This window comes from Ensifer sp. 22521, assembly GCF_052044795.1.
GTDB lineage: Bacteria > Pseudomonadota > Alphaproteobacteria > Rhizobiales > Rhizobiaceae > Ensifer.
Genome location: NZ_JBQENM010000015.1, coordinates 98,810 through 117,948, shown reverse-complemented (window position 1 = coordinate 117,948; position 19,139 = coordinate 98,810). Strand labels below are relative to the sequence as shown.

The window sequence follows — 19,139 nt, the reverse complement described above, 5'->3', positions numbered from 1 at the left end:
CATTCTCGGGCATTTCATTTCCTGCTTATTCGTCCTATGCTTGTGAAACGCACCGATGAACGACCATGAGGGAAGCGCTGGATCGGCTGTATGAGTTTGGAGACGGCATCAACGCAACCGATCGGCCCTAACGCCTTTGGTCACCTCATCCAATCAAGTGGGCCGGCCTCAGATGCCGTTTGGCTTGACCTCTATCAAAGTGACCGGACCGCGCTCGTCAGCCAATCGCACCAATGGGCACAAGCCGTCACTGCCAGCGGCAACTACCGATGCAGCCCACAGCACTTCCATTTCGCCGACGGTGCCCAAGCGGTATTGCCCCTATTTACCAAGGGTGTCGCCTCATTGCGTTACGCCTGGTCGCCACCGCCGGCCTGGGGGTTCGGTGGCCCGCTTTCTGACCAGGGAATTTCGCCTGACAAGTTGCGTTGCGTTCTCGCTCATCTTGAGACGTTGCCCTATGTCGGACTTAAAATCCGACCAAACCCTCTTTTAGCGACTATCTGGGCTGAGGTTGTCCGCCCTGGCTGGACGACCATTCCCCGTATGGCGCATGTCGTTGACTTGGCCGGAGGGATTGAGGTTGTACGGGCGCGCTTTCGCTCTAATGCTGGAACTAACATCCGACGCGCCCAAAAATGTGGCGTTGAGGTGGAAGCAGGTAACAGCGCTCGACTGATCGATGAGTTTCACAGCCTGCTCGAACTTTCGTTGTTGCGTTGGGCGCGCAAGCAGCATGAACCTGCAGTACTTGCACGCTTCCGTGGGTTGCGCCGTGATCCTCGCTCAAAGTTCGCCGAAATGGCGAGCCATCTCGGCGAGGCTTTTCGGCTCTATGTGGCGCGCATCAACGGCCGGCCCGTTGCCGCAATATTAGTGCTCATGCATCACCAAGCCCATTACACGCGCGGCGCGATTGATGAGGAGCTCGCGGGCGAAAGCCGCGCCACATACCTGCTTCAAGCCCGGGCAATCGAAGATGCCTGCCGGCTCGGCAGTACACATTATCATATGGGCGAGACTGGGAATTCCGCTTCGCTCGCCCAATTCAAATCTCGCTTCGGCGCGGTCGCCGTCCCCTATGCGGAATACCGCTATGAGCGACTTCCCCTCGCAAGCCTCGACAGTTTCGCCCGAAGCACAGTCAAACGCGTGGTGGGGTTTCGTGATGCATCTTAGGCAATCGATCACCATTACCGCCATACTCTTGTCTCTCTGTCTCGCAATATCGGCGGCGCGTGCTGACGGACCGGTTCCGATCGCTGCCAAAGGTTCGTGGCGGCTGATCTTTGAAGATAGCTTCGACGGACCCGAACTTGACCGGGAAAAGTGGACCACCTGTTATTGGTGGAACAAGGACGGCTGTACCAATCTCGGCAATGCCGAACTGCAATGGTACCGACCAGAAAACGTCACTATGTCCGAAGGACTTTTGCGGCTCACTGCTCGACGACAAAAGGCCAAGGGCATCGAAGACCGGACTTTCGACTACACCTCCGGCATCGTCACCACGGGGCGCGACTACGACGAACTGCCTCGTCCCTCGCGTGTTCGGTTCCGTTACGGCCACGTTGAAGTCAAGGCAAAAGTTCCCGCGGGCAAGGGGCTCTGGGCCGCGATATGGCTTCTGCCGGAGACACGCAAATCCCGTCCGGAAATCGATATTATGGAGGTTCTGGGCGATTCATCTTCCACGTTGCGAATGCACTATCATTACCTTGACGCGGCCTCTGAGAAGAAGAGCGTCGGGAAGGACGTCGAGACATCAGACTTGACGGCGAACTGGCACGTCTACAGTCTGACCTGGGACGCGGACAAGATCATTTGGTACCTCGACGGCAAGGAGGTCTGGCGACACACGGACGTCCCGACGATATCGAGTGAAGAGATGTACCTGCTCCTCAATCTGGCTGTTGGCGGTGAGTGGGCGGGGGCTCCATCGAAGACTACGAAATTTCCCTCCGCATACCTCGTCGACTACGTACGTATCTGGCAGCGGGACGACGGCTGATGTTGCAGCGTAACAACCACGACCACATCAACTTCATGGCCCGAGTCTCGCGGGCCTATCCCGCGTTGGCTGCGCTTGCCCAATCGTCACTCCTAAAAAATGGCTACGCGCTAATCGCGAGCGCCGGGCTCACTTCGGTGCTCGGACTCGCCTTCTGGGGCCTGGCTTCCCGCTTTTACTCCCCCGAACAAGTCGGGCTTGGGGCAGCACTCATCTCTACCATGCTGGCGCTTGGAAACATCTCGCAGCTCAACATGGGCAACTTTCTGAACCGCTATCTACCTGCGACAGCGAAGGAGGGCGTCCGGCGTCTGGTGCTTTGGGCCTATGCATTAGCCGCCATCGCAGCGGCTTTTCTTTCCACGCTCGCCATCATTTTCATCTCCCGTATCACACCCGAATTGGGTTTCCTGCGAGAGCAGCCCATCTCAGCCGCAGCCTTCGTGGTCGCAACGGTCGCCTGGACCCTCTTTGCCCTACAGGATAGCGTGTTAGCGGGTTTGCGGCGGGCGACGGTCGTGCCCATTGAAAACGCCATATTCGCCGTTGCCAAGCTTTTGTTGCTTACGCTATTTGCAGGCTCATCCATTCTCGGTGCTGGCCTCTATGCGGCGTGGATCTTGCCGCTGCCACTCTTGTTGGCCGGCATTAACTGGCTGATTTTTATCCGTTTTATTCCGCAACACCGCATCAACGGCGAGTCCCAGAGAGCTGACCGCAGGGCGCTCACTCGATATTTTGGGTGGGACTATCTGGGTACGCTCGCCTCAATGACGGCAATGGGCATCGCGCCTCTCGTCGTCCTGCATTATGGCGGCTCGGCCAATCTGGCTGTCTATTATATCAGCTGGGAAATCGTCTACGGGGTCTATTTGATCAGCCGTTCGATGGGCGTCTCCCTGTTGGCAGAAATCGCGTTCGATAAGTCGAAATTGCATCGGCTCGCCGTAGATGCCTTGCTCTACACGATCGCGCCATTGGCAGCTGTTGTGTTGGTTTTGATCATAGGCGCGCCACTTCTGTTGACGGTGCTCGGTATCGATGTCTCGTTTACAAACTCGACGCTGCTGCGCCTACTCGCTATATCCTGCCTGCCTTGGAGCCTCGTCACGCTCGTTCTCGCCGTCCACCGTGCGACGGGTCGGACACAAGTTGTTGCACTGGCACAAGTCGTAACGTTAGTCGTAGTGCTTGGTCTTGGCACTCCGCTTGTCGCAGCCTATGGCGCTCTAGGGATGGCGGCCGCGTGGCTGATCGCCCACAGCGTAACGACGGTCGGCCTGTTAGGCGACCTGTCGCGCCGTCTCGGACCGTCCGGTCGGATCGATCTTACATTGCGTTTGTTATCGTCGCTGGCGCGGATCTGGAGCAATGTCGCACCGCGGCGGCATTCAGCGCCGCCACTCGAGGCGTCAATTGCGAGCTTCTGTGCCGCCACCGGGCTTGCAATGCCAGCTGCGCAGTCCGTGCGGGAATTTTTCCGTGAAAGCGACGTACGAACAGGCATGTTCCGGACGGATGACGCTGCGAACGAACTCCTCGTCTTCAAGGCATCGACCTCGCCAGAGGGGCACCGAGCAGTTACCCGCCACATCGAACGCAGCCGTGAACTCGCCACCAATCCCGCGTTCCGACACCTTGATTTTGCGGTTTCAACGATTATCGCGAGTTCTGTTGACCCATCAGGAGCGAAGCTCGCGGAGCGCGCGTTGCCGGGTGCCGACGGTCGTTCGGTTTTTGCCAAGTCTGAACAGTACCCTTCCGCACTCGCCCAAGCGATAGACGCCATCCACATAATGCACTCGCGCACAGGAACAAAAGGGGTAATCAACCAGGATTGGCTGGAAAGCTGGCTCTATTATGGTTCCGATATTGTGTGCGCATCGCAATCGCATTTGCTCGGCCCGGCGTCGCGCGCAGAGGCACTTGCTGTCTTTCAGGCGCAGCAACGCGAGTTCTGGAGCGGTCGTTCGTTGTCTCTCAGTCTCGGCCATGGCGATTTCGCCCCCGGAAACTTGCTTTTCACGTCCGGCCCAGATGAAGCTGATGTCCGCTTGAGTGCAATTATTGACTGGGAGACGGCCACCCAGGATACCCCGCCCGGCCTTGATGTCATCTTCCTGTTGCTGACCGCGCGCGCATTGCGCAGCGGCGAAGACCTGGGTTTCGTTGTACGCCGTTTTTTGGAAGTGCCGCAATTGTCACCCGAGGAGGTGAAGGCCATGGCACCAATGCGTGCCACACTTGAGGAGAGCTACGGTGCACTTACGGACCCCGCCGTGTTGCGCGCGCTTTGCGGGTTGGCGTGGTGGCACCACATTGCGACCAATTTGACCAAATCATCTTGTTTTGCTGATAAGGCGCTATGGCTGGCGGTCAACATCGACCTGGTCCTGGCCTGGTACGGCGGTAAGGTGAACGCGGCACCGCACATACTTGCGATCGGCTGCCTCCGCAGACAAAAGCGCAAGACAAGCGCGACGTCGTCCTACCCCATTCCTGCCGGCTCCACGAAGAGGGGGTAACAGGTAATGACCGTTCTTGCCCGCGTCGAAGACATGCCATTGAACACAGGCGCTGACACAGTCTCCAAGCGATATGGCGTAGCCCTCGCCGCTATACTCTTTGCGACGCTCCTCCTTTGGGCGATATCGTTGCCTGCGATCGAGCCCGATCGGATGACCGACGTGGGCTTGGTTTCGGTTTTGCCCAGGAGCTTCTTTCTGTCACTGGCGTTGCTAGCAGCAGGTTTTGCCTGGCTGGTATGTGCTGGGCGTACCGCTGGCCCCTTACCCGTCTTCTATCTGATCGCGCTCGTCATCGTCCTTCACGCGACCCCGCCGATCGTTTACGGAACATTGCGCTATTCCTGGGCCTGGAAGCACCTCGGCGTCGTCGACTACATCCAACGTTATGGAGCCGTTGACCGAAATGCATCTTTCCTCGCGGCCTATCACAATTGGCCCGGGCTGTTCGCGGCGACGGCTTGGTTGGCCGACCGCTTCGGCTTGAGATCGGTCGATCTCGCACCAATCGTAAGCTTCACCCCGCCGGTCCTCACGCTCGGGCTTGTCGGGGCGTTTCTGGGAATTGCCAAACGCTTGTCCGCAGATCGCCGCCTACAACTGACGGCCTGTTGGCTATTCGTAGTCGCCAACTGGGTCGGCCAGGACTATTTTTCGCCGCAAGGCGTTACATTTCTTTGTTACCTCATTCTCATGGGCCTATTTCTTGGCCCCTTGCGCAAACGCGAAACGACATGGGCGGCGCGACGACCTGGTTTTCTGTATGTGCTCGGCCCTGTCTCACGCCCCATCGGGCTACCTTCCTGGACGGGCAGCCGCTTTGTGCGTACCTTCTCCGCGTTGCTGGCGATGGTGCTCATTTGCGTGGTCGTGGTCACGCATCAGCTGACGCCTCTCATGATCATCCTTGCGACGGTATCGCTGACTGTCCTCGGATGGCTTTCGCCCGCCTATCTGGTGTTTGCTATCGTCGCTGAAATTGGATGGCTTCTCTGGCCAGCGGCCCCCTTTGTCTACGAGCAAATTTTGAGCGAACTGGCCAGCATGGGTACGCTGTCAGAAGCCACCAGCAAGCTCGCGAATGTGGCCGACGTGAGTGCCGAACGTGCATGGGTGGTTTTGTTCGGGCGCGCGCTTTCGGCAGGCGTCATAGTCCTTGCGCTCCTCGGCGGTTTGCGTCGGCTCTTAAATGGCCACTGGGACCTCACCGCCGCCGCACTCTTGCTCTCACCAATGCCGCTGATAGCGGTTGCGTATGGCGGAGAGTCGATATTTCGCGTTTACCTCTTTGCGTCGCCCTTCCTTGCCTTCTTCGCTGCCGCCGCGTTCTTTCCATCGACGCGGGCGGGAAAGCCGGCCTATGTCTTCCTGCCGCTTGCTATCGTGCTTCTTTTTTCGACCATCGGTTTCCTATTCGCAAACAATGGCAAGGACCGCGAATACCGCTTTGCGCAAGATGAGGTCGCGGTGGCCGAATGGCTCTATCGCACAGCTCCTGAGGACACACTCCTCATCGAAGGTTCGCGTAGCTACCCGTCGCAGTTCATGAACTACGAGAATTTCTACTATTTGGCGATTTCGTTGGAAGCGAAGTCAACGCGAGAAGAAATTGCCGCCGACCCATCAGGTGTCTTTTTGCGGTGGATGGACAGTCCCCAATGGCGTGACGCCTACGTGATTCTCACACGCAGCCAGAAAGCTTCTCTTGAAGCCAACGGGCAGTTGCGGCCGGGCGACTTCGACCACATCGAACGGGACCTGCTGACCTCGCCTCGCTTTAAGCTGGTGCGGGCATCGACCAATGCGAAAGTATTTCGCTTACTGCCCGCGACTGCGGACGGCAGCGCCCGCGACAATCGGTACCATTGAGCGGAGCTCAACCAACATCAGATAGGTGTGTCGGATCGGAGCGCACATTATGGTGTAGTCATGCGTGGGGGCCGCAACAAGGCCTTTCAGGCTATTGCCGCCCTTGCGTAAGCAACTGTGCCAGTCCAGCGCGAAGATCCGTGCGGCATCGATGGTCGAGCTCTGCCTGGAGCGCTTGGGTGCACCCTTGAGAACGCCTGACTTCGCCGAGCAGTCCGTCCACGTAACTGATTGCGCATTGAGACCTGGTTTCTTCGATCATGATCCGCGCGAGCTCATTGATCGATGTCTCGACACCGCTGCAAACATTTAAGATCCGAGCACCGTCCGGAATCCGCTCCGCTGATCGGATAAGCGCCTCGACGACATCGGCGACGTAAACGAAATCACGGGTCTGCATGCCATCGCCGTAGATCACGATGTCCTCGTTGTTTCCCAGCCGCTGCGCAAATTTGGTGATCACGCCGGAATAGGGTGACTGCGGATCCTGGCCCGGTCCAAAGACGTTGAAGAAGCGAAGGCCCGTCGTCGAGAGACCATAGACTTCGTAGGCGGCTCGGGCGTGCAATTCGCACGAAAGCTTGTCGGCGCCGTAGGGCGAAAGCGGAACGCACTTGCCTTCCTCCGAGAGCGGCAGGTTCTGGCTCGCGCCGTAAACGGCGGCTGAGGAGGCGTAGACTACTGTTCGCTTGGTGCCAGACTTCGCAATTTCCTCAACCAGATTTAGGAACCCGGTAATGTTGATTGCGTGAGAATGCGTCAGCTCTCGATTGCATTTTTCGACGGAAGCGACGGCGGCCAGGTGAATGCAGGCATCGACACCGGAAAGCGCACCGCGAACGACCTCTTTATCCAGAATAGAACCGTTAATAAACGTGGCTGCCTTCGGCACATTGTCACGCTTTCCTGAACTGAGGTCATCCAGCACCACAACCTCGCGGCCAGTTTCCAGCAATCGCCGCGCCAGATGCGCACCGATGAACCCTGCCCCCCCGGTAACCAAGATCGTTTTCAACCCGTTTCCCCCATGACATTTGGTCTCGGCGAAAGTTGTCGCGGCAATTAGCCAACCAGAACGCGCAAATGAGTTGCGAACGAAACCAATATTTGGTGTCTCTGCGCCACCACCGACGCTCTCAACGTCTCTATTCAATCCTCCATTTTCGCTGCCCAGCAGTCAAGTCACCGATGCCCCCACATCCTTGCTACTCGCGTCCAGGTAGCGGGCGTCGAGAGCGGGTCCCCGTCTATATGTACTCGTCGCGACGCCATGCGAAGCGCTAATTCCTGGCTGCCGAAACTTGAGGGCCGTTCCTGGTCGCAAACTAGTTGTGGGTTTACTCCGTGCCGGGGGGCGCGCGAATGTAGTCTGCGCCCTCTTTCCTTAAATTAAAACATACGTAATATATATCACGCGGAAATTTGTACTGCCGAAGTGAATTATGGGTTTTAGCTTCTTCGCGGACCGACGCTTAAGTGTCGGATTCCACGCGATTTATTTGCATAAAATAATTTTCTTGTTCTTGCGTGTCCACTCTTCTTGCGTATTGGGCCAATGCAACACACTTACGACAACCGGATCGCACCCACGATTTGCTATCGCGTCACAAGCCCCGCCCCGCGTGACGCGTGGAGGCAATTGATGAACCATGATCCGGAGGCGATGCCTTATCAATCGCCAGAGTGGAACAATGCAATCTGCGCTGAGGGCAGGCTCAGGGACATCAGCCGCTACTACCAGTTCGAAGACGGGTGTCAGATCCTAGTTCCGCTCGTGACCGTGACGGCCATTGGTCCCGTGGACCTTGTTGCGGGATCGTATCCCGATGGTTGCGGTATGGGCGGGGCTGTATGCTGCGAGAACACGACCAGCCGCCACCTCAGGGAAGTCCTGAAGGATCTCATGGCTTTGCGTTTCCTCAGCATTCGGATCAGGCCCAACCCATTACAGGGAAAACGATGGTCCGAAGCGGCGGGCGGCCTGGGTCTGATGACGAAACCGCGACGCGCGCACGTTATCGATCTCAAGGATGGTTTCGATCACGTCTACAGCAAGCTCTTCACCAAGGCGACAAGGGTCAGTATTCGCAAGGCCGAGAGGGAGGCCGTTGTCGTTAAGAGCAGCAGCAGCGGCGAGTTGATCCCGTTGCTCCACAGCTTGCTTGAGACGTCCGTCAAGAGATGGGCCGAACAGCACAACGAACCGCACTGGCTGGCGAAGTTTCGCTTTGGGAGACGGGATCCCATCAAAAAGCTCTATCGGATTCAGGAGGCGCTCGGAGCATCCTGCAAGGTCTGGGCAGCATGGGTGAACGGACAACCCGTTGCAGCGTCCCTGGTCTTGATGGGGAAGAATGTGAACGACGCACGCGGCGCAATCGACCGGGTTGCATTGGGTACGTCGCGCGCCAACGATCTCCTTCAAAAGCTCTCCATCGAAGATGCGTGCCGGGCGGGCTGCCGTTTCTATCACCTTGGCGAGAGTGGCAATTCGGCCTCACTTTCACATTTCAAGGAGCGCTTTGGCGCGACACACTACGACTACTCCGAGATATTCATCGAGCGATTCCCGATTTCCCGAGCCGAATACCTGCTTAAATCAGGCGTCAAGCGAGCGATCGGCTTCAAGGACTGAATCCGCGTTTGTCCCGTTCACCGCGCCCCGCCCATTTAACGAGAATGTGCCGGGGGCCGTTAAATGGGGCACAGGTTTGCGTCACTTATACGCATTGAATCGCCGCGAGCGCACCAACAAATCGGCATTTGATCTCGGCAAGCCGGAAATGGATGCCAAATGGAAGGCCCGGATGGCTCCCGAGGAGCTGCCCACCGGCGCAACTGTCGGCGTTGCCGATCTTGGCGGCGACACGCTGATCGAAGTCGTCGGCGGCGTTCAAGTGACGCCTCGGTCGTAACGGCACTCTGCGGGGCCGCCGCGTCCCGCAGCGTGCTCCACCGTCATTCGCACACACGCCACTTCGCAGGCCCCGATTTGTCAGCTTTCTCCCGGGACTCGCGCGAGTGTCGAGGCCATCGTCCTTGGTGTATCAGCAACCAATTGCGCGTGCCCATTCGGCCGCGCGCCGCGCCGCTTCCGTCAACACGGGCTTTGGTGCCCTGTACCATTCCTCTTCAGGAAGGTTGCGCCTATCACGAACGAAGTCGATCGCGGCATCCAGGGTTGGGAACTGCTCGGGTAGTGTAAGATGCAGAAACAGCGACACGACGGCTACGGACCGCGAACGCCCGCCGCGGCAATTGACGAGAACCCCACCGCGCTCGCGCCTTGGGTAGGACGGCTTTTCCGGCAGGATCTGCTCCAGCGCAGCGCGTAGGATATAGTACGCTGCCAACATCTGGGTATCCGGATTCCCGTCCCCGTCAATCAGCCCGACCTTGTAGTAACGGATCTCACCCGGACCATGGACACTGTTGCGATGATCCGAGACGAGTTGCGGTTGGCGGACGAAATTGAAATCCAGGTTGACCGCGCAGTTGACGACGGCGGTAATGCCATTGCTGCGCAGGAGATCGAGATCGCTCGCCCCCTCCTTGCCCGCGATGAAGATGTCGACACCATAGGCCGGATGCTTGGCGTATATGAGGCTGAGCTTTGGCAACACGCTGCTGGTCTTTTCGGTTGTTGGGGTGTCGGTCGCGCTAATTTGCATGATTTCCTCATAGGCAGTCATGGTGCGAGGACTTTAGCAACACGGCCATCCGAAATGGCCATGGCGACACGGTTCAAGGTCGGATAATCCGCGCCGGCGCCGTATGCGACGTAACCGGGGCACAGATAATCGGGGGAACCGGCCGGCACCTTGCCTAGGGTCAGAGGCACATAGCGGCCGCCGGCGTTCTTCAGGATCAGCGTGGCGGCCGCCACGTCCCATGCATTGACACCGAAGCCGGCGGCGGCATCGGCGAAGCCCGCGGCCACATGCGCGATGCTGAGCGCGGCGCTACCGGGCCTTCGCAACGTCGAGAAGGTCTCGACCAGATCGCCGAAGCGGCGAAGCGCGACATCCTGCCCATCGAGGCGAAAGTCCCTGGAAACGGGATATCCTGTGATCAAGGTCGCACGGTTTTCATCGCTGACCGACTTTGAGACGATGACGTGCCCATTCAAATAGGAGCGCTCGAGATCACTCGCGAAGAGCATGTCGGCGACCGGGTCGTAGACGACCCCTGCCACGACGGCCCCGGCTTCGACCGCGGCGATCGACACGCACCAGAAAGCAAGCCCTCTGGCGAAATTGGCCGTTCCGTCGATCGGGTCGACATACCACTGGATGTCACCCTTGCCGATCTGGCCTCCTTCCTCGCCAAGCATGGTGGAGTTCGGTTCGTTCGCGAAGATGACGTCGCGGATCAACGCCTCGGCATTCCTGTCATGTATCGTCACGATATCATGCAGGTCGCGCTTGTAATCGACCGCCATTTCGGCCCGAAAGGCGGCAATCAGCGACGGTCCGACGGCGCGGGCAGCGCCCTCGGCAATCTTCATCAGATGACGCGAGCGGCCAAGTCGGCCGGCATCGTCCGATCGGCTCTGGCTTGCCTGCGGATAGGCGTTATCCATGCTCTCTTTCCGTTCATTCAGAAACGGCCGGCGCGACCCGCATTCGTGAGGCAGCGCCGAGCCCAAGTTTCTATTTCCCGTAGTTCACTCGCCAGAAGTCCTGCCATTCCTCGCGCCGGTCAAAATCCTCAAGACCGGTTGCGGCATCGTAGGGGAACAGGCGGTCCGCCACTTCCATGATCCCCGACGGCTCGTCCGCCGGCATCTTGATATCGGAGTTGGTCGGCAGCTTGCCGTCCTTCATCTGCGGCGCAATCCCCTCTTCCGTCAGCACGTAATGGATGAAGAGCCTTGCGGCGTTCGGGCTTGCGGTCTTTGTCGCGACCAGGCCGAGCTTGGTGTAGGTCCAACCGACCCATGGCTGGAGTTCCGTACACAGCCCGAGCTTATAGCCCTTGCCTTCATTGTCGCGGAACTTGGCCGAACTCAGGAGCCCGAAGAAGGGCTCCTTCTGGCCGGCGGCGCCAACCGCTTCAGCCACCGGGTCGTCGCCATCCGTGACGAGCGGTCCGTTCTGGGCGAGCGCCTTGATCCATGCCGCCGCGGCGCTCTTTTCACTCGTCTCCAAGTCCCTTCCAAAGTGGACCTTGTAGGCCTCCGCGACCTTGGCGTCGGCGTGTCTCTCCAACTGGTTGAACCAGTCGGTATAGGTACTCTTGGTCAGGGGATCGACGAGCGCGATCTTGCCTTTCCATTTCGCCTCCGTCAGTTCCCAGATGTTGCTGATGGGGCATTTGTCATAGGCCTCGGTGTTATAGGCCCAGACATTGGCATTGGTCGAAATCGCCAGAGGGCTCTGGAAGGCCGCCGGTATTTTTTCCTTCATATCACCGGGCAGATAGCTTTCGACAAAGCCCTGCGGCAGAAGCTGCGCCAGCGCGGCGGGTGCATCGGTGATCAGCGCGACGTCGCCCTGGACATTGCCGGCCTGCGCCTCCCGGATGATCATCTCCAGCTGGCTGTTTGCCGACACTTTCACGCCCGTTGCCTTGACCCCGTATTTTGCGGTGAAGGCCTCGGCCATTTCGACGATCTTGCCTGTACTGTCATAGACGTTGATCGGTTTTTCCTTCTTCGCAGCCTCGACCAACGCTTCGAGATCGAAGGCTTCTTCGGCGCGCGCCTCAACTGCGACGGCAGTCGCAAGGGCGGCAAACGCCACCCCCATTGCAAGAAACTTGCTGTTGCCTTTTTTCATGGCTTCCCCTCCCAAGGAGACCGTTTCAAATTCACGAAGCTATTTCTGGTAGTTGATCCGCCAGAGGTCCTGCCAGGTTTCGCGCTTTTGGAGATCGTCATCGGCCGTCGCGGCATCAAAGACCATCAGTTCACCGAGGTGTTTGGAGACGCCGGAAGGCTCGTCCGCAGGCAGGGCAATCGTCCTGTTGCCGGAGACCTTTCCGTCAACGGTCTGCGGCGCGATCCCCTCGGCGGTCATGAGATACCGAACAAAAAGCTTCGCCGCGTTCGGGCTCTTCGTCTGGGCGGCGATCAAGCCAAAGCCGGGATAAAGGAAGCCCGTGAACGGCTCGACACCGGCACAAATACCGAGCTTCAGTCCCTTGGTGACATTCTCCCGGTACTTTGCAGTCGAGGTAATCGCAAAGAACGGCTCGGCCTGACCGGGCGCACCTGCGGCCTCGGCCACGGTTGATGAATCGGCGAGCAGCGGGCCATTTGAGGCAAATGCCTTGACCCAAGCGACCGTTGCGCTCTCGCCTTGCTTATCGAGCGTCTTGCCGTAGTGCGCCTCATAGGCGCGCGCGACGTCGTTGTCGCGATGAGCAGCGATCTGATTGAACCAATCCGCATAGAGCGGCTTGTCGAACAGATCGATCATCGCGACCTTCCCCTTCCATTCCGGCTCGGTCAGCTGCCAGATGTTGGTAATGGGGCATTTCTCGTACTTCTCCGTGTTGTAGGTCCACACGTGCGGATCGGAGACGACCACCAACGGGTTGCGCGACGTCTCGGCAATGTCACCCGCAAGATCGGGCGGCGTCCAGCTGGTGGCGATGCCCTCGGGAAGAATCTGCCCAACTGCGGAAGCAACATCCATGGCGAGGCTGACATCGCCGACGGCGTTGCCCGCCTGATGCTCGCGGATCATGAGTTCGACCTGCGTCGCCTCATTTACCTTCTTGCCATTTGCTTCAATTCCGTATTTTTCGGTGAAGTCTTTGACAGTATCGACGATTTTGCCGGTCACGGCATAGACCGTGATCGGCGGTTCTTTCTTTGCCGCCGCGATCGTCGCTTCAAGATCGAAGATTTCCTCGCCCTTGGCTGCGGAAGCGAAGGATATAACGGCCGCCATACCCAAGGCGGTGACGGACACAACCGCTCCGAGCCGACGGGACTCCATGATTTGAGTGCTCATAAAATTATCCTCGGATCTCGCTTCACTTCTGGTAGTTGATGCGCCAGAGGTCCTGCCAGGTTTCGCGCGCGTCCCAGTCGTCGAGGCTGGTCGACATCTCATAAGGCATGACCTGGTCGAGGACGGCGCCGATGCCGGACGGTTCGTCGGCAGGCAGCGAGACATCCTTGTTCGTCGACATCTTCCCGTCTTCGGCCTGCGGGGCGATGCCTTCGGCGGTCATCACATAGTGGATGAAGAGCTTCGAGGCGTTCGGGCTGTTGGTGCCCTTTGTGATCAGTCCGACACCCGGATACATCCAGCCGAGCCACGGCTTCAGGTCCTTGCAAAGCCCGAGCTTCATGCCCTTCTCGGCATTGTCACGGAACTTCGCGGAACTCATCAGTCCCATGAACGGCTGCGATTGACCGGGCGCCCCGACGGCATCGGCAGCCGCCGCATCGGCATCGGTCAGGAGCGGAGCATTGGCGGCAAGCGCCTTCACCCAGGCGGCGGTTGCACTGCCGTCGTCGGTTTGAAGGTCCTTGCCATGGAGTTCCTTATAGGCGGCGGCAACCTTGTCGTCGCCGTGCTTGGCCATCTGGTTGAACCAGTCGACATAGGACGCCTTGCCGAGCGGGTCCTGCATCGCGACCTTGCCCTTCCATTCCGGTCCGGTCAGCTGCCAGATGTTCGTGACCGGACACTTGTCGAAGAGTTCGGTGTTGTAGGCCCAGACATTGGCGCTGGTGACCACGGTGAGCGGGTCGTGGTATTGCGCGGAAATCTTCGATGCGAGGTCCGGCGGCAGCCAGCTCTCGGCAAAGCCCTGCGGAATGAGCTGCGCCATCGCGGCCGGCGCGTCGCTGATGATCGAGACATCGCCCTGGATATTGTTGGCCCGGGCTTCGCGAATGATCATCTCGAGCTGTGCTGTCGCCTTGACCTTGGAACCCTCGGCGCCCACACCGTATTTCTCGGCAAAGGCCTTGGCCATTTCGACGATTTTGCCGGTGCTGTCGTAGACCGTGATCGGCGGCTCCTTGCGCGCAGCCTCGATCAGCGCGTTGAGATCGAACGGCTCCTCCGCCAGCGCCGGGCCACCCAGTGTGGCGATGGCCGATGCCAGCAACGCGCGTCTGATTGCCCGTCTTGTCCTGTCAGTCTTCCGAAATTGCATCGTCTGTTCCTCCCTCAGAGCGTGTTTCGGTTTATCGCTGTGGCGCCTTAGTTCAGCGTGCTCGCGCGCAGAAGCGCGTCCGCTTCGGCGATGCGCTGGCCGTCTTTGTCAAAGAGGTGCAGCGCATCGGGTGGCGCAAAAAAATCGACCCTGGATCCGGTCTCGACGCGCGGGAGCGCATTGGTTGTCAGGAACAGCGTGTCGTTTTCGTTCCTGAGTTCAAGGATCCAGCTGCCGCCGGTCGGCAGGACGCCCGTCACCGTCATCTCACCTGTGAAGCTTCCGGCCGGAACATCCCCGCCCTTTGTCGCGTAGCCGATCGCTTCCGGCCGGATGCCGGCCGAACCGACGCCGCGCAACGACGGATAGCGCTCGCCGAGATAGGCTGCGGCGGCCCGCGACATCGCCGATGCGGACGATCCGAAGGTCAGGATATTGATCGGCGGGCTGCCGACGAATTCTGCAACGAAGCGATTGGCGGGGCGGTCGTAGATATCGTTCGGCGTGCCCATCTGCTGCAACGTGCCTTCGTTCATGACGGCAATCGTCGTCGCCAGCGTCATCGCTTCCCATTGGTCGTGGGTCACGAAGACGATCGTCGTCTTGAATTCCTTGTGGATGCGCTTGAGCTCCGCCCGCATTTCGAGACGCAGCCGCGCATCGAGGTTGGAGAGCGGCTCGTCGAGCAGAAGCACGCCCGGATTGACCGCGAGCATCCGGGCAAGCGCCACACGCTGCTGCTGGCCGCCGGAAAGCTGCGAGGGGTAGCGGTCGCGATATTTGGCGATGTCGAGCGCTTGCATGACCTTCTCTACCCGCTGCTCCCGCTCTTCCTTCGGCAGCTTGCGCAGGCGCAGACCGAAGTCGGTATTGCGTTCGATGGTTAGATGCGGCCACAGCGCGTAGCTCTGGAAAACAAGCCCCATCTCGCGCTTTTCCGGCGGTATGAACACGCCTGCCCTGACCGAGTCGACCACACGCTCGCCAATGCGGATTTCTCCATCGGAGAGGTTTTCGAGGCCGGCGATCATACGCAGCGTCGTGGTCTTGCCGCAGCCGGACGGCCCGAGCAGGCACATGAACTCACCGTCGCGGATTTCGAGGTCAAGGTTCGAAACGGCATTGGCGGAATTCACGCCATAGTTCTTCTGAGCACCGCTGAGATTGATGGTGGGCATCAGCTTCCGAGTCCTTCTGCGAGGTTGGTCTTGGTCAGCTTCTGGGCTGCCAGGGTTCCGAGATAGGCGATGGCGGCGATGATCAGCACGACCGCGTTTGCCGCCTGGGTGTAGTGGTAGTCGACGAGCCTGAGCGAGTAGGTCGTCAGCACATCAGTGCTCGGCACGGCGAGGATGACGAAGAGGCTCAGCCCCTTGATGCCGGAGATGAACGGCAGCAGCACGCCGGTGACGAGCGACCCCTTCTGGATCGGGATGACGATCGAGATCATCCGTCGGAACCAGCCGGCGCCGGCGATCTGGGCGGCCTCTTCGGGATCTTTGCCGAGTTGGGTCATGGCGGAAATACCGGCGCGCGAGGCATAGGGCATCTGGTCGGCAATCAGCGCCAGGATCAGGATCGTGACCGTGCCGTAGAGAGCGGGCATTGGCCCACGCGGCACGGCGAAGAGGGAGAGGTAGGCGGCGGCGAAGGCGATGCCGGGCACCAGATAGGGCAGGAAGGTCACCTGGCGCAGATAGACCGACAGCGCTTTGACCGGTGTGCGGATGACGACATAGCCGACGAGCAGGCCGAGGATGCCGGAGGTCAGCGAGGCAAGACCGACGATCATGAGCGTGTTCTTGGCGGCAGCCCAGAGGTCCGGGCTCAAGAGTATGCCTGTCTGCAGCGCCACGGTGTTGAGATCACGGCCGATCCAGTAGTCGAGCGTGAAGTTGTCGAGTGTAAACTGTGCCGGCAGCTTCATGATGGTGGACAGGAACAGGGTGAGCAGCGGCAACCCGACGCTCAGCAGGAAGATAAGCGCGGCGAAACCCGTCGCCGGCAGACGATACTTACCAAGCCGGCTCTGGCGGTTCATCGAGCCCTTCGAGCCGACGGTGACAAACCGTCTGGCTTCGCGGACAAGCCGGGCGTCGATCATCAGGGTAATGATGCCGATCAGCATGATCGAGGCCGCGACGACACCGGCAACGCCCGTCTGACGGGAGGCGATGCTGCGGAAGAGAGACGTCGAGAGCACTTCGAACTTGACCGGCAGGCCGAGGACATAGGGTACGCCGAACTCGCCGAGGCATTTGGCGAAGATCAGCACCATGGAGGACAGCAGCGCCGGGCGCATCAGCGGCAGGATGATCTGGATCGCCACCTGGTAACGCTTGGCTCCCAGGATGCGCGCGGAGTCTTCGAGCTGCGAGTCGAAACGGCGAAGAGCCGAACCAAACAGCAGGATGACGAACGGCGTATAGTGCAGCGCCAGGATAACGATGATCGGGAAGCGACCATAGGCGACCCAATCGGGCGGCGTCAGCCCCATCGCCTCGAACCACCCTGGTTGGCCGCCAACCGTCCTGTTCTTGAAGAGCGTCGTCCAGGCGAGCGCGAAGGTCCAGGCTGGCAGCATGTACGGCACTATGAGCGCGGTCGCGAACCAGCGGCGCCCAAACATATCTGTTCGGCTGATCAACCATGCGAGCACAGTCCCGATCAGTAGCGACAGGCTGATGGCCCCGAGGGCGACCGACAGGGTGTTCAGGAGGGGCCGCCAGAAGAGATCAACCGAAACAGGTGAAAGGAACGCACGATCAAGATAGTAGAGCGTCAGATTACCAAAATCCTTGCCGAGCCGCCGCTCGTGACCGAACTGAACCCGAACTGAATCCAAGACGATCGAAATGATCGGCACGACGATCAGATAGGTGAACAGAAGAGCCGTCAGGATTCCGATCAATGTGGTCGGCTCTCGGGAAGCGACCTTCGCGCGATAGCGCCAGCGCTGCCATGGCGTCGGCGCGATCGCGCAATCTGGCACTGTCGGCGCCTTGGCTGTTTCACTCAATAAGGCCATGCTCTTCCCCTCGGAACTCGACATGCGCAATCTGTCGCGGCGATCGACGCCGGGCAGCGCTCCAGTAATATTGATGGGGAAAGCAGAGTTCGCGCTTCGCTCTACGCAGCGCGCGCAGCGCCGCACACGGACACAAGATACCGCACCCGCCCGGCTCCAATCCTCCCCACTCGCGGACAGGTACGAACGCCCTGCCAAAACGACAGCTCCAACTCCTCAAAGGCGCCGCCATTGTCGCGACACAGACGGAACAAATATTCCAAAAACTCTCCGGCTGTGGAATGCATGATCCAACGGCGACTTAATCTTGTCAATAAAAAAAATGCACACGTGCGCAATGATTTATCCATCTGTTTTAATTGATATTTTTTTGATGATTGGCTATTCGTTTTAGAACACGTGATCAATCGCCTATCGAAGGGTCTTTCCGGGGCTACGATCAATGGCGAGCGCGGAGGTAAAAGTACCGTGGATAGGGGCTGTCGAGCGGGAACCGAGGACCGTCGGTCCTAAGCGATTGCTTGCACTTTTTCGTTGGAATGGGGCAGCTTTTATGGCCCTGATGGAAATGTCTGATTCAAGGGGGAAGGCATGGCAAGAGGGTTCGTGACGGCCGAGGAAGTCGCAAAGCGCGCGGGCGTCTCGCGCTCGGCGGTCTCTCGGACCTTTACACCCGGAGCCAGCGTTTCCCAGTCCGTGAGGCGCAAGGTTTTGAAGGCTGCCCGGGAGCTCGGCTACCGTGTCAACCGGCTGGCGCAAGGCTTGAACAACGACCGATCGAACCTGATCGGTGTCGTCGGCGCCAACCTCAGCTCACCCTTCATTTCGAAACAGCTCGATCTGCTGAGCATCGGCCTCTTGCGAAAGGGTTTGCAGTGCCTGCTACTCAATGCCGCGGATGCCCGCAAGGATATCGCGCCGCTGATCGAACTGCTCTTCGAGTTCCGCGCGCAGGCCATCGTGGTTCTTTCCGGAGAGCCGCCGGAATCGATCGTCGACCAGTGCATCGCGAACGGCGTTAGGTTGATCCTCATCAACCAGAAACTCGAACGCACCGATACGAGCATGGTCTTGAGCGACGATTCCCGTGGCGCCGATCTCGCGGCCGTTCGGTTGATTGAGGCGCAGTGCAAGAAGGTCGCGGTCATTTCAAGCGGCAGTCAGACACCGGCGCAGGTTCGTCGGGCAACGGCTTTCAAGCAGAAGATGGCTACGGCAGGCGTTGAAGTCGTTGCCTGGTCGGGTGGCCCGACAAGTTACGAGAGTGGCTATCAGGCCGGTTGTGAGGTGCTGAAAGATGAGGCCATTGACGGCGCATTCTGCGTCACCGATCTGCTCGCCCTCGGCTTTCTAGATGCGGCGCGTACCGAGATGCATCGCCGCATCCCTGCCGACCTTTCCGTCGTTGGCTTCGACGATATTCCGCAGGCGAGTTGGAAGAGCTACGAGCTCACCACCGTCGCGCAATCCTTTACCGCGCTGACCGATCACGTGCTGGCCGCGCTTGATTCCGACGATGCCGAAACCCGTCTCCAGGTCGTGCCCGTCGCGATGGTCGAGCGCAAGACGGCAAGACGCTAAGCCA

14 protein-coding genes are annotated in these 19,139 nt (G+C 59.3%); 6 read left to right on the top strand and 8 right to left on the bottom strand.

Annotated elements, in window-relative coordinates; all coding sequences use genetic code 11:
* The first annotated feature begins 90 nt into the window (after window positions 1-90).
* From ACTJKE_RS22720 to ACTJKE_RS22705, 4 genes are read left to right on the top strand one after another with little or no spacing between them, the layout of a single operon-like run.
* Window positions 91-1,179 carry a GNAT family N-acetyltransferase gene (locus ACTJKE_RS22720; RefSeq protein ID WP_440692523.1) on the top strand — a complete coding sequence of 363 codons (1,089 nt, stop codon included), beginning with the start codon at window positions 91-93 and terminating at the stop codon, window positions 1,177-1,179.
* On the top strand, window positions 1,169-2,011 hold the full coding sequence (locus ACTJKE_RS22715) for a glycoside hydrolase family 16 protein (RefSeq protein WP_440692549.1): 843 nt from the start codon (window positions 1,169-1,171) through the stop codon (window positions 2,009-2,011). Before ACTJKE_RS22720 ends, ACTJKE_RS22715 begins: the two co-directional genes overlap by 11 nt.
* A complete protein-coding gene (locus tag ACTJKE_RS22710) occupies window positions 2,011-4,536 on the top strand; it encodes a phosphotransferase (protein ID WP_440692521.1) in 2,526 nt (841 codons plus the stop codon). The genes ACTJKE_RS22715 and ACTJKE_RS22710 overlap by 1 nt, the downstream gene beginning before the upstream one ends.
* 6 nt (window positions 4,537-4,542) lie before the next feature.
* Window positions 4,543-6,405: a hypothetical protein gene (locus tag ACTJKE_RS22705; protein ID WP_440692519.1), complete on the top strand. Its 1,863-nt coding sequence runs from the start codon at window positions 4,543-4,545 to the stop codon at window positions 6,403-6,405.
* A gap of 91 nt (window positions 6,406-6,496) precedes the next feature.
* Here ACTJKE_RS22705 and ACTJKE_RS22700 read toward each other — a convergent pair whose 3' ends face one another.
* Window positions 6,497-7,420: an NAD-dependent epimerase/dehydratase family protein gene (locus ACTJKE_RS22700; protein ID WP_058327532.1), complete on the bottom strand. Its 924-nt coding sequence runs from the start codon at window positions 7,418-7,420 to the stop codon at window positions 6,497-6,499.
* Between the two features lie 627 nt (window positions 7,421-8,047).
* On the opposite strand from ACTJKE_RS22700, the gene ACTJKE_RS22695 reads away from it, so the two are divergent.
* Window positions 8,048-9,040, top strand: coding sequence for a GNAT family N-acetyltransferase (locus tag ACTJKE_RS22695; protein ID WP_058327533.1), 993 nt, complete (start codon window positions 8,048-8,050; stop codon window positions 9,038-9,040).
* 412 nt (window positions 9,041-9,452) lie between these two features.
* Here ACTJKE_RS22695 and ACTJKE_RS22690 read toward each other — a convergent pair whose 3' ends face one another.
* The 7 genes from ACTJKE_RS22690 to ACTJKE_RS22660 form a co-directional block, all read right to left on the bottom strand.
* Complete coding sequence (locus ACTJKE_RS22690; RefSeq protein ID WP_113399578.1) at window positions 9,453-10,076, bottom strand: dual specificity protein phosphatase family protein; 624 nt, start codon at window positions 10,074-10,076, stop codon at window positions 9,453-9,455.
* Between the two features lie 17 nt (window positions 10,077-10,093).
* Window positions 10,094-10,987, bottom strand: coding sequence for an inositol monophosphatase family protein (locus tag ACTJKE_RS22685; protein WP_113399570.1), 894 nt, complete (start codon window positions 10,985-10,987; stop codon window positions 10,094-10,096).
* Window positions 10,988-11,057: 70 nt separating this feature from the next.
* Entirely contained in the window at window positions 11,058-12,155 is a 1,098-nt protein-coding gene (locus tag ACTJKE_RS22680) for an ABC transporter substrate-binding protein (RefSeq protein WP_440660993.1), read from the bottom strand.
* Between the two features lie 69 nt (window positions 12,156-12,224).
* Window positions 12,225-13,304, bottom strand: a complete 1,080-nt coding sequence (locus ACTJKE_RS22675) for an ABC transporter substrate-binding protein (protein ID WP_440692547.1) — start codon at window positions 13,302-13,304, stop codon at window positions 12,225-12,227.
* 85 nt (window positions 13,305-13,389) lie between these two features.
* A complete protein-coding gene (locus ACTJKE_RS22670) occupies window positions 13,390-14,526 on the bottom strand; it encodes an ABC transporter substrate-binding protein (RefSeq protein ID WP_058321403.1) in 1,137 nt (378 codons plus the stop codon).
* A 47-nt stretch (window positions 14,527-14,573) separates the two neighbouring features.
* Window positions 14,574-15,704, bottom strand: a complete 1,131-nt coding sequence (locus ACTJKE_RS22665) for an ABC transporter ATP-binding protein (RefSeq protein WP_113399569.1) — start codon at window positions 15,702-15,704, stop codon at window positions 14,574-14,576.
* Window positions 15,704-17,554 (bottom strand): ABC transporter permease, encoded by a 1,851-nt coding sequence (locus ACTJKE_RS22660; RefSeq protein ID WP_440692516.1) that lies wholly within the window; start codon window positions 17,552-17,554, stop codon window positions 15,704-15,706. Before ACTJKE_RS22660 ends, ACTJKE_RS22665 begins: the two co-directional genes overlap by 1 nt.
* Before the next feature lie 591 nt (window positions 17,555-18,145).
* Here ACTJKE_RS22660 and ACTJKE_RS22655 point away from each other — a divergent pair.
* Window positions 18,146-19,135: a LacI family DNA-binding transcriptional regulator gene (locus ACTJKE_RS22655; RefSeq protein ID WP_058327540.1), complete on the top strand. Its 990-nt coding sequence runs from the start codon at window positions 18,146-18,148 to the stop codon at window positions 19,133-19,135.
* The last annotated feature ends 4 nt before the right edge of the window (window positions 19,136-19,139 follow it).

Excerpts from the sequence above, each read along its gene's own strand:
- ACTJKE_RS22715 (WP_440692549.1), top strand. The coding sequence starts at position 1,169 with ATGCATCTTAGGCAATCGATCACCATTACCGCCATACTCTTGTCTCTC.
- ACTJKE_RS22685 (WP_113399570.1), bottom strand. The coding sequence starts at position 10,987 with ATGGATAACGCCTATCCGCAGGCAAGCCAGAGCCGATCGGACGATGCC.
- ACTJKE_RS22720 (WP_440692523.1), top strand. The coding sequence starts at position 91 with ATGAGTTTGGAGACGGCATCAACGCAACCGATCGGCCCTAACGCCTTT.
- ACTJKE_RS22710 (WP_440692521.1), top strand. The coding sequence starts at position 2,011 with ATGTTGCAGCGTAACAACCACGACCACATCAACTTCATGGCCCGAGTC.
- ACTJKE_RS22690 (WP_113399578.1), bottom strand. The coding sequence starts at position 10,076 with ATGCAAATTAGCGCGACCGACACCCCAACAACCGAAAAGACCAGCAGC.
- ACTJKE_RS22675 (WP_440692547.1), bottom strand. The coding sequence starts at position 13,304 with ATGGCGGCCGTTATATCCTTCGCTTCCGCAGCCAAGGGCGAGGAAATC.
- ACTJKE_RS22660 (WP_440692516.1), bottom strand. The coding sequence starts at position 17,554 with ATGGCCTTATTGAGTGAAACAGCCAAGGCGCCGACAGTGCCAGATTGC.
- ACTJKE_RS22680 (WP_440660993.1), bottom strand. The coding sequence starts at position 12,155 with ATGGGGGTGGCGTTTGCCGCCCTTGCGACTGCCGTCGCAGTTGAGGCG.
- ACTJKE_RS22655 (WP_058327540.1), top strand. The coding sequence starts at position 18,146 with ATGGCAAGAGGGTTCGTGACGGCCGAGGAAGTCGCAAAGCGCGCGGGC.
- ACTJKE_RS22695 (WP_058327533.1), top strand. The coding sequence starts at position 8,048 with ATGAACCATGATCCGGAGGCGATGCCTTATCAATCGCCAGAGTGGAAC.
- ACTJKE_RS22670 (WP_058321403.1), bottom strand. The coding sequence starts at position 14,526 with ATGCAATTTCGGAAGACTGACAGGACAAGACGGGCAATCAGACGCGCG.
- ACTJKE_RS22705 (WP_440692519.1), top strand. The coding sequence starts at position 4,543 with ATGACCGTTCTTGCCCGCGTCGAAGACATGCCATTGAACACAGGCGCT.
- ACTJKE_RS22665 (WP_113399569.1), bottom strand. The coding sequence starts at position 15,704 with ATGCCCACCATCAATCTCAGCGGTGCTCAGAAGAACTATGGCGTGAAT.